Annotated in this window: 13 protein-coding genes; 4 read left to right on the top strand and 9 right to left on the bottom strand. The window is 67.5% G+C overall.

The window, feature by feature from the left end:
* Positions 1–27: 27 nt before the first annotated feature.
* From lptB to V5F67_RS05715, 4 genes are all read right to left on the bottom strand, one after another.
* The gene (gene lptB / locus V5F67_RS05730) at positions 28–1,149 is read right to left on the bottom strand and encodes an LPS export ABC transporter ATP-binding protein (RefSeq protein WP_394018323.1); all 1,122 of its coding nucleotides are present in this window, start codon (positions 1,147–1,149) and stop codon (positions 28–30) included.
* Positions 1,150–1,411: 262 nt separating this feature from the next.
* Positions 1,412–2,023 carry an LptA/OstA family protein gene (locus tag V5F67_RS05725; RefSeq protein ID WP_394018325.1) on the bottom strand — a complete coding sequence of 204 codons (612 nt, stop codon included), beginning with the start codon at positions 2,021–2,023 and terminating at the stop codon, positions 1,412–1,414.
* Between the two features lie 14 nt (positions 2,024–2,037).
* Positions 2,038–3,054: a hypothetical protein gene (locus V5F67_RS05720; RefSeq protein WP_394018327.1), complete on the bottom strand. Its 1,017-nt coding sequence runs from the start codon at positions 3,052–3,054 to the stop codon at positions 2,038–2,040.
* Positions 3,055–3,223: 169 nt separating this feature from the next.
* Positions 3,224–3,844 (bottom strand): ribonuclease D, encoded by a 621-nt coding sequence (locus V5F67_RS05715; RefSeq protein WP_394018329.1) that lies wholly within the window; start codon positions 3,842–3,844, stop codon positions 3,224–3,226.
* A gap of 209 nt (positions 3,845–4,053) precedes the next feature.
* Between V5F67_RS05715 and V5F67_RS05710 the strand changes: the two genes are divergently transcribed.
* Together V5F67_RS05710 and V5F67_RS05705 are read left to right on the top strand one after the other, a co-directional pair.
* Positions 4,054–4,530 (top strand): CVNH domain-containing protein, encoded by a 477-nt coding sequence (locus V5F67_RS05710; protein ID WP_394018331.1) that lies wholly within the window; start codon positions 4,054–4,056, stop codon positions 4,528–4,530.
* A 151-nt stretch (positions 4,531–4,681) separates the two neighbouring features.
* A complete protein-coding gene (locus V5F67_RS05705; RefSeq protein ID WP_394018333.1) occupies positions 4,682–5,809 on the top strand; it encodes a CVNH domain-containing protein in 1,128 nt (375 codons plus the stop codon).
* 103 nt (positions 5,810–5,912) lie between these two features.
* Here the strand turns inward: V5F67_RS05705 and ilvD are convergent, their stop codons facing one another.
* The 3 genes from ilvD to V5F67_RS05690 all read right to left on the bottom strand — a co-directional run bounded on the left by ilvD (position 5,913) and on the right by V5F67_RS05690 (position 8,705).
* Positions 5,913–7,766, bottom strand: coding sequence for a dihydroxy-acid dehydratase (gene ilvD, locus V5F67_RS05700; RefSeq protein WP_394018335.1), 1,854 nt, complete (start codon positions 7,764–7,766; stop codon positions 5,913–5,915).
* A 111-nt stretch (positions 7,767–7,877) separates the two neighbouring features.
* Positions 7,878–8,435 carry a DUF6456 domain-containing protein gene (locus V5F67_RS05695; protein WP_394018337.1) on the bottom strand — a complete coding sequence of 186 codons (558 nt, stop codon included), beginning with the start codon at positions 8,433–8,435 and terminating at the stop codon, positions 7,878–7,880.
* A gap of 3 nt (positions 8,436–8,438) precedes the next feature.
* The gene (locus V5F67_RS05690; RefSeq protein WP_509210615.1) at positions 8,439–8,705 is read right to left on the bottom strand and encodes a helix-turn-helix domain-containing protein; all 267 of its coding nucleotides are present in this window, start codon (positions 8,703–8,705) and stop codon (positions 8,439–8,441) included.
* A gap of 953 nt (positions 8,706–9,658) precedes the next feature.
* Between V5F67_RS05690 and V5F67_RS05685 the strand changes: the two genes are divergently transcribed.
* Positions 9,659–10,477 carry a hypothetical protein gene (locus V5F67_RS05685; RefSeq protein ID WP_394018341.1) on the top strand — a complete coding sequence of 273 codons (819 nt, stop codon included), beginning with the start codon at positions 9,659–9,661 and terminating at the stop codon, positions 10,475–10,477.
* Between the two features lie 51 nt (positions 10,478–10,528).
* On the opposite strand, the gene V5F67_RS05680 is transcribed toward V5F67_RS05685, so the two are convergent.
* The gene (locus tag V5F67_RS05680; protein ID WP_394018343.1) at positions 10,529–11,500 is read right to left on the bottom strand and encodes an IS1595 family transposase; all 972 of its coding nucleotides are present in this window, start codon (positions 11,498–11,500) and stop codon (positions 10,529–10,531) included.
* A 304-nt stretch (positions 11,501–11,804) separates the two neighbouring features.
* Between V5F67_RS05680 and V5F67_RS05675 the strand changes: the two genes are divergently transcribed.
* Positions 11,805–12,110 carry a hypothetical protein gene (locus V5F67_RS05675; protein ID WP_394018345.1) on the top strand — a complete coding sequence of 102 codons (306 nt, stop codon included), beginning with the start codon at positions 11,805–11,807 and terminating at the stop codon, positions 12,108–12,110.
* Positions 12,111–12,199: 89 nt separating this feature from the next.
* Here the strand turns inward: V5F67_RS05675 and V5F67_RS05670 are convergent, their stop codons facing one another.
* On the bottom strand, positions 12,200–12,613 hold the full coding sequence (locus V5F67_RS05670; RefSeq protein WP_394018347.1) for a Ros/MucR family transcriptional regulator: 414 nt from the start codon (positions 12,611–12,613) through the stop codon (positions 12,200–12,202).
* Between the last annotated feature and the right edge of the window lie 131 nt (positions 12,614–12,744).

Raw genomic sequence — 12,744 nt, 5'->3', positions numbered from 1 at the left:
GCGTCGGGGTGATGGCGGGCGGGCGCCTCACAGGCGGAACTCCTCGCCGAGATAGAGCCGGCGCACGTCGGGGCTGGAGACGATGGCTTCCGGATCGCCCTCCATCAGCACGGTGCCGGAATGGATGATGTAGGCGCGGTCGATCAGGCCCAGCGTCTCGCGCACATTGTGGTCGGTGATGAGCACGCCGATGCCGCGCGAGGTGAGGTGGCGCACCAGCGCCTGGATGTCGCCCACCGCGATCGGGTCGATGCCGGCGAAGGGCTCGTCCAGCAGCATGAAGGAGGGCCGGCTCGCCAGCGCGCGGGCGATCTCCACGCGCCGCCGCTCGCCGCCCGACAGGGCGATGGACGGCGACTTGCGCACGTGGGTGATCTTGAACTCCTCCAGCAGCGCCTCCATCTCGTCGGCGCGCTTGCGGCGGTCGGGCTCGGTCACTTCGAGCACACCCATGATGTTGCCTTCCACCGTGAGGCCCCGGAAGATCGAGGCCTCCTGCGGCAGGTAGCCGATGCCGAGCCGGGCGCGGCGGTACATGGGCATGGGGGTCACGTCGTGACCGTCGAGCTCGATCCGGCCGGCATCGGCCTTCACGAGGCCGGTGACCATGTAGAAGCAGGTGGTCTTGCCGGCGCCGTTGGGGCCGAGCAGGCCCACCGCCTCGCCGCGGCGCACGTTGAGCGACACGTCGCGCACCACCTGCCGGCCGCCGTAGGACTTGGCGAGGCCGTACGCGGCCAGCGCGTCCTGCATGTCGGCATCGGTGACGGGGCCGCGCCGGCCGGAAGCGTAGGTCAGCGCGCGCGGCGCCTCCCGCGGCTCCTGCCAGCGCGAGTCATAGGCGTCGTCGCCGCCCCGATCGTCATAGTCCTGATCGTCGTAGTCCTGGCCTTCATAGCCGCGATAGCCGTCGTCCTGCTCGCGGTAGCCCGGATCCTGATAGGCGCGGGGATCGTGAGCGCGGGAGCCGGGGGACCGGGGCTCCCGGGCGCGCGGGTCATAGCCGGCACCGCCATCCTCGGCGGCATCATCGTAGAGCGCCTGCTCCAGCGCCGCGAGGTCGGCATGGTCGTCCGCCGGAGTGCGCGACTTGATCGCGCTCGTCCGGCGCTTGCCGCCACCTCTGCCGAAGATCGATAGGACGTTCAACGCTGCCTCCGGGCCCCCGCCCCCGGAGATAAGGTTTAACCGCTCGCCATCGGGGATGCAATGCACTCCAGATGCAAAAAATGGGCCGACCGTTCTAACGAAAGCGCTCGCGACCCAAAAGGCGGTTTTCGCAGCGCCGCCGCGGGGCGCCGTGTCGCAAAGCCTTCGCAGTTTGGTCCAAATCCTGCCTCTGCGCCAGTGTGACGAAACTGCCGCCCGTCTCGCGCGCAGGATGCGGCCTTGCGTCCCGGCGGCCGCCGGATCAGCGGCGCGGCGCTTGGCCGCCTTGCTGGCCGGCCCCCTGGGGCGCGCCGGGCTTTGCCCCGCCCGGAGGGTTCTCCTTGACGGACCCGGGCACGATCAGGCTTTCGACGCGGCCACCCTCGAACTTGGAGACCCCGGTCACGAGGTCCACCACCAGCTTCTGGCCGCGGATCACGTTCGGCCCCTGGGTCAGCACCACGGGCTTGCCCACCAGCGTCACGGTGTTGTCGGCCATCACGAACACGCCGCTGTCGCCGGTGGCGGTCTGCTCCTTGGTCTTCACCACCACGCCGCCCTTGGCCTCGAGCTTGCGGATCTGCCCCTGCTTCATGGGCGCGCCCTCCTGGGGGGCGCCCACCGAGCCGTCGTAATAGACGAACAGATCCTTGGTGTTCATGGTGGTGTCGCCCTGCACCACCACCACGTTGCCGGAGAACACCGCGATCTTGTCCTTGTCCCGCACCTCCAGGGTGTTGGCATTGATGCGCACCGGCTGGTCGCGGTTCTTGGCGAAGCCCTGGAGCGCATTCGGCACGTTGCCCTGCTGGGCGGCGGCGGGAGCGGCGAGGAGCACGGCGAGAGCGAGCGCGCCCCATGTGGCGCGTCCCATGAGGAGGCCTGCCATCATCGCGCCTCGACGGGACGGCGCGGCGGCAGGGGCGCGGGGGGCGGCAGAGCGGGCATCGCGCCGGCCGCCGAGAGGTTGGGCGGGGCCGCGGCAACGGATGCCGGCAGCGACCAGAACGGGGCCGGCAGCGCGGTCTCGGTCGGGGCGAAGGCGGACGACACCGCCCCCGGCCCGAGCGCCCCGGCCGGCAACGCCGGCGTCGCGGCAGGCGGCGGCGGCGCCGTGGCCACCGCGGCCGGCTTGTGCGTCCCCGACGCCACCGCCGGAGCCGGCGGCGATCCCTTGGCCGGCTGCGGCTTCTCCTGGCCGGCGGCCGGCGGAGCGACGTTCTGCCCCGAGGACAGGGCCGAGGGCAGGAAATCCAGCTGCACGTTGCCGACGAACAGCGCCTTGGCGCCGCGGTCCGTGACCGTGAGGCTGTCCGCCACCAGCTTCGCCTCCTGATAGGTGAACTCAACCGGCTTCTGGGTGACGATGGTGCCGGCCTTCACGTCCACGTCGGCGTCCTTCAGCTTGCCGGCATAGCCACCCTTCATGGCGAGGTCGACGCCACCGCCCAGGGTGATGAACTGGGTCTTGACGTTCATGGTGCCGGTCTTGGCGATCACCGTGGTCCAGCCCTTGTCGGCCAGCTCCATGCGCGCCTCGATGTCGGTCAGGTCCACGATGTCCGGCTTGGTGAGGTCCTGCTCGGCGGTCCGGGCATTGACGCTGTAGCCGCGCCGGTCGTCGGTGAAGCCAGAGAGCTTGGGCTCCTCCATGGTCAGGCGGGTGCCGGACAAGGAGAGGTGGCCGATGTCGAACGGCAGCTCAAGCTTGAGGTCGAGGCTGGAGAGGAACGGAATCGCCGTCAGCACCGCAAGCGACACACCGAGGGAGATGGGTAGCAGGCGGCGGAACCAGCGCACACGGGTGCTGTGCCGGGCGGCGCGCTTGAAGTCGGGCGCAGCGCGCGGTGCGAAGCTGGCGGCGTCTCGCCGTTGGATTTCGTGTGGCGGCACGTGTCGGTTCATGACCCTGTTCCGGGACCCGGGCCGTCGCCCGCCCCCATTCCGCCGCGGCCCCACGCAGCTGAGCGACGCGTCGCCCCACGCGCCCAGCCGGCAACTTGTCCGAAATGGCAGCGGCGCGCAAGTCTCGGTCCGGCGCCGACGCACGCCATGGTGGAAAAATGACGCTCCGTCAGGAATGAGCGAAGATATCTTCCTCGCCCCAGCCCGACAGATCGAGCGCCGCCCGCGCCGGCAGGAAGGCGAAGCAGGCCGCCGCGAGGCCGGCGCGCCCCTCGCGGGCCAGCATCTCCTCGAGCCTCGCCTTCAGCTGGTGCAGATAGAGCACGTCCGAGGCGGCATAAGCGAGCTGGGCGTCCGAGAGGTCGTCCGAGCCCCAGTCCGAGCTCTGCTGTTGCTTGGAGATCTCCACGTTGAGCAATTCGCGCAGCAGGTCCTTGAGGCCGTGGCGGTCGGTATAGGTGCGCACCAGGCGCGAGGCGATCTTGGTGCACCACACCGGCTGGGGCATCACCCGGAAGGCCTGCTGCAGCGCGGCGATATCGAAGCGCGCAAAATGGAACAGCTTCGTCACCGCCGGATCGGCCAGCAGGCGGGCGAGGTTCGGCGCGCTGTCCGGCCCCGCGCCCTTGGGAATCTGCACCACGTCGGCGGTGCCGTCGCCATTGGACAGCTGCACCACGCACAGGCGGTCGCGGAACGGATTGAGACCCATGGTCTCGGTGTCGATGGCGACCACCGGAGCGGCAACGAAATCCGCGGGCAGGTCACCCCGGTGCAGGCGGATGGTCATAAGCGGGCGGGCCTCCAGAAACGCGGCGCTGGCGCGGTTCGGGCTTTTAGCCGAGGGCGCCCCCTGTGTCGATGGCGCTACACCCGCCGACGTCCGGGCATCCCTGTCCGACCCCCCGCAAACGATTCTGGCGGCCGTCCGCGCCCTGGGATACGAAGTCTGACGCGTCGCAGCCCGGCGCGTCAGAATTGGTCATTTTGGGGGGCTTCATGCGATTGCGCGCCATCTGGGCCGGCCTGCTCGGCCTGTTTCTCTTCGCCGTCGGGGCTGTGCCCGAGGCCAATGCGCAGGGCGTGCCGCCCGGCAGCTACCTGCGCTCCTGCCGCGACGTGCGCGTGGTGGCCGGAGGGCGCGATCTCTCCGCGGTGTGCGAGACGCGCCAGCCGGGCCGGTTCGAGTTCACCCGGCTGCCGGATTTCCGCTCCTGCTGGGGCGACATCGCCAACATCAACGGCAACCTGCGCTGCGACCGCCGGCCCGGCCCGCCGCCTGGCCCGGCGGTGCGGGTGCCGCCCGGCTCCTACCTGCGCTCGTGCCGCAATGCTGTGGTCGGCCCGGCCGGAACTCTCTGGGCGGAGTGCCGGATGATGAACGGCGCCTGGGTACGCGCCAACGTGAACCTCAACCAATGCCGGGGTTCGCGCGACATCGCCAACATCAACGGCCGCCTCGTCTGCAACTGGTGATTCCGGAAGGGGGGGCCTCGGCGCCCCCTTCTCACATCCGGATGCGCTTTGCGCGCCCCGGTGCCGGAACTAGCGCCGTGCGCGCCAAGAATGCATTGCGGTGACCGTTCCGCCGATGGTACCTGCTTGTGGACGACGCAAGGAGATGACCATGGGTGCTCGGATCGCGAGCTTCTTCGTCGCCGTGCTGGCGCTGGGCCTTTCGGCCGGCGCCGTGCGCGCCCAGGTCCCCCCCGGCAGCTATCTCTACAGCTGCCGCGACGCGCAGGTGCGCTTCGGTCGCGACCTCGCCGCCTTCTGTCCCGACGCCGCCGGCGCGTGGGTGGTGACGCGCCTGAACGATTTCCCCAGCTGCCTTGGCGAGATCGTCAACCGCGGCGGCCGGCTGTGGTGCGATCGCCCGACCCCGGAGCCGCCGCCGGCGCAGTCGCCCGCCGGTCCCTCGGCCGAGCAGGTGATGCGGGAGATCGTGGGTTCTCCGCCTCCGCCCCCGGGGTCCTACCGGCAGAACTGCGGGCAGATCCAGTTCGAGAACGGCATCCTTACCGCCGCCTGCCGCACGCCCTACGGCGACCGGCGGGTCTCCTCGCTGCGCGCCGCGTCCTGCGGGCCCGGCACCGACATCGCCAACCTGGACGGTGCCCTTGTCTGCCAGACGGGCAATGCCGGAACCTATGGCAGCTATGGCGGCTATGGCGAGCAGCCACCCGCGGGCTCCTACGTGGCCACCTGCCGCGACATCCGCGTGGAAGGCGGCTGGCTCAGGGCCACCTGCCAGGATCGCGTGGGCAGCTGGCGGCCCACCGCCACCACGCTGATGGGATGCCGGCCCGGCGCCGACATCGTCAACGACAACGGCACCATCGACTGCCGCGCCTCCTCCGCCGCCTTTCCGGAGGGCCGCCCGCCCTACGGCTCCTATTCCGCCACGTGCCGCAACGCGCGCGTCGGCGGCGGCTGGCTGCACGCCGAATGCCAGGACCGCTGGGGCGGCTGGCGCCCGACGGTCATCGCCCTGTCCTCGTGCGACCGGGGCACCGATATCGCCAACGACAACGGCGCGCTGACCTGCCGCAGGCCGTTCAGCGGCGGCGGCGACCCGGTTCCGCCCCGCGGCTCCTACATGATGAGCTGCAAGGACATCCGCGTCACGGCCGGCTGGCTCAAGGCGAGCTGCCGCGACCGCAACGGCCGCTGGGTGGACGCCACCACCGCCGTCGGCTGGTGCAGCGCCGGCCGCGACATCGCCAACGACGACGGCCGCCTCACCTGCCGGTGAGCGCGCGGCCGTTAACCCATCATCGACCATGCCGACGAAAAAGGCCCCCGCTTTGCCGGCGGGGGCCTGATCGAACGTCCGCGAGGCCGATTGGCCGGCAGGCTCAGCGGCGCAGCGCCTTCACGTCGCGCACCGCGCCGCGCGCGGCCGAGGTGGTGAGTGCCGCATAGGCCTGGAGCGCCTGGGAGACCACCCGCTTGCGGCTCTCCGGCTTCCAGGCGGCGTCGCCCTTGGCCTCCATGGCCGCGCGGCGCTCGGCCAGCACTTCGTCGGAAACCGCGACGCGGATGGTGCGGCTCGGGATGTCGATCTCGATGATGTCGCCCTCCTCCACCAGGCCGATGGCCCCGCCCTCGGCCGCCTCCGGAGAGACGTGGCCGATGGACAGGCCCGAGGAGCCGCCGGAGAAGCGCCCGTCGGTGACCAGGGCGCACTTCTTCCCGAGGCCCTTCGACTTCAGGTAGGAGGTGGGATAGAGCATCTCCTGCATGCCCGGGCCGCCGCGCGGCCCCTCGTAGCGGATCAGCACGATGTCGCCGGGCAGGATGCGCTGGGTGGAGAGGATCGCCTCCACCGCAGCGTCCTGGCTCTCGAAGATGCGCGCCGGCCCCTGGAAGACGAGGATGCTCTCGTCCACGCCCGCGGTCTTCACGATGCAGCCGTCGAGGGCGATGTTGCCGTAGAGCACCGCGAGGCCGCCATCCTTGGAATAGGCATGGGCGAGGTCGCGGATCACGCCCTTCTCGCGGTCGAGGTCGAGGTCGTCCCAGCGGCGCGACTGGCTGAAGGCGACCTGGGTCGGCACCCCGCCAGGGGCGGCGCGGTAGAAGGTGGCGACGCTCTCGCTCTTGGTGCGCTTCACGTCCCACCGGTCCAGCGCGTCGGCAAGCGTCGCCGAATGCACCGTCGGCAGGTCGGTGTGGATCAGGCCGGCGCGATCGAGCTCGCCGAGAATGGCCATGATGCCGCCCGCGCGGTGCACATCCTCCATGTGGATGTTGGCGACCGCGGGCGCGACCTTGCACAGCACCGGCACGCGGCGCGAGAGGCGGTCGATGTCGGCCATGGTGAACGGCACCTCGCCCTCGTTGGCGGCGGCGAGCAGGTGCAGCACGGTGTTGGTGGAGCCGCCCATGGAGATGTCGAGCGTCATGGCGTTCTCGAACGCCTTGAAGGTCGCCACCGCGCGCGGCAGCACGCTCTCGTCGTTCTGCTCGTAGTAGCGCCGCGCGATATCCACGACGAGGTGGCCGGCCTCCACGAACAGGCGCTCGCGGTCGGCATGGGTGGCGAGCACCGAGCCGTTGCCGGGCAGCGCGAGGCCGAGCGCCTCGGTGAGGCAGTTCATGGAATTGGCGGTGAACATGCCCGAGCACGAGCCGCAGGTGGGGCAGGCGGAGCGCTCCATCACCGTCACGTCGGCGTCGGAGACCTTCTCGTCCGCCGCCGCGATCATGGCGTCGATCAGGTCCACCTTCTTCTCGCCGGTGGACAGGATCACCTTGCCGGCCTCCATGGGCCCGCCGGAGACGAACACGGCCGGGATGTTGAGGCGCATGGCGGCCATCAGCATGCCGGGGGTGATCTTGTCGCAATTGGAGATGCAGACCATGGCGTCGGCGCAGTGCGCGTTGACCATGTATTCCACGCTGTCGGCGATGATCTCGCGCGACGGCAGCGAATAGAGCATGCCGTCGTGGCCCATGGCGATGCCGTCGTCCACCGCGATGGTGTTGAACTCCTTGGCGACGCCGCCCGCCTTCTCGATCTCGCGCGCCACCAATTGGCCGAGGTCCTTGAGGTGCACGTGGCCCGGCACGAACTGGGTGAAGGAATTCACCACGGCGATGATCGGCTTGCCGAAATCGCCGTCCTTCATGCCGGTCGCTCGCCACAGGCCGCGGGCGCCGGCCATGTTGCGGCCGTGGGTGGACGTGCGGGAACGGTACTGGGGCATATCCTCGTCGCCTTGATAGGGCGCGGCTTGAGCCTGCGCGATGTTCTTGAAGCCGCCGTTCTAATGGGGAATGGCAGCGAAGTTAAATCATTTCAAGGCGAGCCGGTGCCGTCAGCCGCGCGGCTCCTCTTCCGGCGAGCCGCTCTGCGGGGCGCGCCAGGCGCGCATGGCGGTGCGGGCGCGCCCGGCGACGCTCCTCTCGAGGCCATAGTGGCGCGCCAGACGGTCGAGGCCCAGGCCGAGCACCACCTTGGCGGTGCGCGCAGGCCACGCACGCTCGCGCTCCACCTGTTCCAGGCCCTTGAGGAAGCAGCACACGTCGAGCAGCACGCCGGAGAGTTCCGGCCCGACGGCGGCAAGGGCTTGCGCGACGCGTGCCTTGGCCGCGAGCACCAGATCGGGGAAGGCGTCGGGCGCGCTGCCGCGCACGCCGCTCGCATCCCAGCGGGTGGTCACCGACGGCGTGAGCCCCGCGCGGGTGAAGTCGGTGCGCAGGCGCTCGCCCGCCAGCCGCTGCACCGGGTCCACCAGGGGCCGCCCGGCCTTGTCGGTGCGGCGGGCGAGCCAGTCCAGCGGGCTTTCCGCGCGCGCGGCACCGGCCGCCGCGCCATCTTTTGGGGCGCCGCCGGCGGGGCGGGCGGACGCCGTGGGGGCAGAAGGTGCATCCACGGCTCAGCCCCCCGCAGCCCAACGCGCGCAGGCCTCAAGGCGCGCCACCTCCTGGTCGAACGGCCCGTCCCTGAGGTCCTCGATGCGCCGGCAGGCATAGGCGACCGTGGTGCGGTCGCGGCGGAAGGCGCGGGCGACGTCCGCGAGGGCCACGCCGAAGCCCACATGGGCGAGGTACATGGCCAGTTGACGCGCGCTCGCCGCCGCCGCCGGAGCGCGGCGGGGCGCCAGGATGTCGTCCACGGAGATGCCCGTCGCCGCGCACACCATGGCCGCGGCGAGCCGGCAGAGGACAAACGCTGGGCGCGGGGCGGCGGCGGGCCTGTGCCCGGCCGAAGCAAAATCCGGACATCCCTCGGGGCGGGCAGAGTCGGTCAGAAGCATCGCGACCTCTTGGTGTAGGTTTGAATTCCCAATTATATACGTGACAAAGCAATCGCTGATTCGGGCGAATCAACCTGATGTCAACGTTTGGGGCCGAAAATCCGGTTGTGGATTTCGGGAGTTGTGTGGATAGAGGTGATATTCCCCACTTTTTTGGCCGATGGGGCCAGAAACTCGCGAGAAGCCTATTGACACGCACATTTTGGTTGCGAGCGCGCGTGGTGTGTGGTTGTTATGTGGTTAACGAAAAGCGAGCGCGATCCGGCGCCGGCCCTTTAAAAATAAAGGGTTTGGGAGGAACTAAGGACGGCATTTCGAAATTGATGTTAGCGCTCGGACTGTATCCGTCGACGACACGGATACAGCCCTCAGGTGCGCCAGCCTCGGGCCGGGTGATGGCAATGGGGGACCGTGGTGGGTGGCCCATTTCGTCGCGAGGCATCGGGATCATGAGCGATTCGCGGGATCGCAGCCACCAGGACGTGCAGGAAATCGCATTCCAGCGCGCCGTCCACAGGCTGCTCAGTACTCCGCCGGAGCCCCACAAGGCGAAAGCGGAAAGCAAGGGGGCCGCCCCCGGTGGAACGAAGACGGCCCCAAAGCGCACCGTTAAGGAGCGTGCACACCGAGACGAGGGTTAGCCGCCGCGGCGGCGCCCTCGCTCACTGCCGAATCGGCAGCCCCCGATCATACATAGCCTAAGCGGGAAAATGGAGTCCCGCGGGCGTGGCCCTCCCGCGAGCCGCACCCGAACTAGGCCGAGGGGAAAAATGAAGCGGACAAATCAACCCGTGAGCCTTAGCCTCTCGCAAGTTGTTGCAACTTACGGGGGGTGGCAGATGTCTGAGGTCGAGGTTTTCCATTTCGAGGACGATCGCCCCAACTTCGAAAGCTACGGGCGCCAAAACGGCCGGAGGTATTGGCTTGCCTCTGAGCTAATGGCGTGCCTCAACTACACAGAAATGGCGCCAATACTGAAGGCTGTTAATAAAGCCATTAACGCCTGCGCTCAGATCGGTGTAGCGATCCTTGATAACTTCGAAGAATGTAAGACGGAAAAGGGTGGCCGGGACTGGAAACTATCTCGGTTTGCTTGCTATCTTACCGTAATGAACGGGGATTCGAGAAATCACCACGTTGCGTCTGCTCAGGCATATTTCATCACTATGGCTGAGGCATTTCGGCAATACATTCAAGAGGCTGATGGAGTTGAGCGCGTAATTATACGAGGAGAAATTGTTGATCGTGAAAAAGAGTTGAGCATGACTGCTTCTTCGCACGGCGTTGAGCAGTACCAATTCTTTCAGAATGCCGGGTATCGTGGCATGTATAATATGGACCTAAAGGGTATAAGGTCTAGTAAAAATATTCCAGATGGTCGATCTCCATTGGATTTTATGGGGTCCACGGAGCTTGCCGCGAATTTGTTCAGGCTTACTCAAACAAACGAAAAAATAAAGAACGAGGCGATCAGAGGACAAAAGCCGTTAGAGCGGGCCGCAGAGAATGTCGGCAAGGCCGTTCGCAAGACGATGATAAATATTAGCGGAACTGTACCGGAGAAGCTTCCTGCCGCTCAAGACATCAAGGAAGTCCGTAGCGCGATTAAGCGATCTGGAAAGGAGTACGCCAAGTTAGATAAGCCCAAGAAAGTCTAGCACGCGCCATCTTTCTTCCAGCGCATGCGCTGGAAGCGTTTGATTTTCTGCTTAGCAGATCGAGGCTTCACCAATCCGCCGATAGGTCAGGCGCTTGCCTTCGATGCCCTTGAGGGCGTCGTCGGTGCGCTCGCGGTCGCTCATGCCGAGCGCGGTACGGCGGTTGTAGCGGAAGTCGAATTCGGTCAGGTAGCGGTGCAGATGGGCCTCGCCGCAGTGCTGGTACACGCCGCGCATGCCGCGCTTGAAAACCGAGAACACGCCTTCAATCGTGTTGCTGTGGACATCGCCGCGAGCGTACTCCCCGGCCGAGTGGCGCACAGAGTGATGGGCGTCGAACTCCTTGCCGGTCTCGACGTACAGCTTGCTCTCGTCGGTGTGGAGCGTGCTCTTGCGCGAGGCGTTCTGAACGAGGATTTCGCGGACGCTCTCCTTTGTGGCCTTCTCAACGTGGAAGGTGCGGACCTTGCCGCCGCGCTCCACGAGGCCCACCACGGCACGCTTGCCAGTGGGGCCACGGCGCCCACCCTTTGAGAAAGGCTTGCCGCTGGTGCGCGTCTTGGGCTGGATGTCGGTCTTTCCGAAGTAGGTCTCGTCGGCTTCCACCACCTTGCCCTCTCCACCGAGCGGGCCGGCGGTCGCAACATCCTCGCGCATGGCTTCGCGGATGCGATGAGCCATGAACCAGGCCGTCTTGTACGTGATGCCGAGCATGCGGTGCAGTTGGTGGGCCGAGATGCCCTTCTTGCTGGAGCACATGAGGTGCGTCGCCAGCAGCCACTTATTGAGTGGGATCTTGGAGCGCTCGAATACGGTGCCAACGGTCACGGTGAACTGTTCGCGGCAAGCGTTGCACTGATAGACGCCAGGACGATGCGCCTTCCCCTTGAGCGCGCGGATCGCGTCGGGATCGGCATTGCCGCAGTGCGGGCAAGTCGGGCCGTTCGGCCAACGCTGCGCTTCCAGGTAGGCGCGGGCCTTGTCCACGTCCTGAAAGATCGGGTTGGAGAGATCGGCGCTCATGACTTTTGTCCTAGGGGCGATGGGCTTGGAGAACCGAGCCCGCTCAAATCGTTGAGCCAACATCGCAAACCGGGGGTGCTTTGTCAAGTATATAATGCGGTTTTAATTCCTACACCATCATGCCGTGTGACACGGGCCCGGGGATAAGCCCAACCATAAGAATGCGCGCCATTTCGGGAGAGAATATTTATTTTCAATTACTTGAAGGATGAGGCTTCACCTTCAGAGGACCAAGAAATAGGAACTTATCCCCCTGGATCGGCAATGGCCTAACCCTCTGAGGAGGAAAAGAGGGAGCCGCGCCATGCCGACCGCCACCGCCGCCGCACCATCTCCGGTCCTGAAAGGGGGTCTCCGCCAACGCCTGCGCGCCTTCCGGGCGGAGGACCTGGAAGCCCAGGTCGCGCGGCGGATGGAGGCCTTGCGGCTCGGGGCGCCGGGCGCGGCTGAAATCACGCGATCGCTCCGCCTCGCACGCAAGGCCGCCCGGTCGCGCCAGCCAGGCCTGGAAGCCTACGATCCGGCCCGCCATGCAGCCTTGCTGCGGCTCGCGCGGAGCGTGGCGCAAAAACAGGCCCAGGAGCCCGCGCGGGCAACCGGGGAGCGCTGACCGGCCGCGCCCGGCCGCCGGCTCATCAAGGGCGCGTCATCTTTCGGCACCGGTGGGAACCGGCCCCGGACCACGGCGGTGCGCAGCGCTCAGCGGCGGCGGCGCTGCTGGCCGAGGCCCATCTGCTTGGCGAGTTCGGAGCGCGCCGCGGCATAGCTGGGCGCCACCATGGGATAGTCGGCGGGCAGGCCCCACTTCTCGCGATACTGCTCGGGGGTCATGTCATACTGGGTGCGCAGGTGGCGCTTCAGCGACTTGAACTTCTTGCCGTCCTCCAGGCAGACGATGAAGTCCGGCATCACCGACCGCTTGACCGGAACCGCCGGCTTCAGCGGCTCCGGCGCCGGCTCCTGCTCGCCGAGGGAGAGACGCTGCAGCGCGCCGTACACCTCGTTGATGAGGGCGGGCAAATCCGCAGCCGCGACAGAATTGTTGCTCACATAGGCCGAGACGATGTCCGCCGCGAGTTCGATGTGGCTGGTCGTTTCCGTGATATCGTTCATGGCACTTTCTTCGAGCATGTTGACCGATCTGGAAATATGACACTCGAACGCGGTCTTGCCCCCGCGCTGAAGCCCGCATCAAGGTCCGCCGGGCACCCGCCCACGGCATTCGACCGAACAGGCACGCGGGC

Origin of the sequence: Xanthobacter pseudotagetidis (assembly GCF_043194795.2) — a bacterium.
GTDB classification, from domain to species: domain Bacteria; phylum Pseudomonadota; class Alphaproteobacteria; order Rhizobiales; family Xanthobacteraceae; genus Xanthobacter; species Xanthobacter tagetidis_A.
This window is presented reverse-complemented; position numbering and strand designations above follow the sequence as displayed.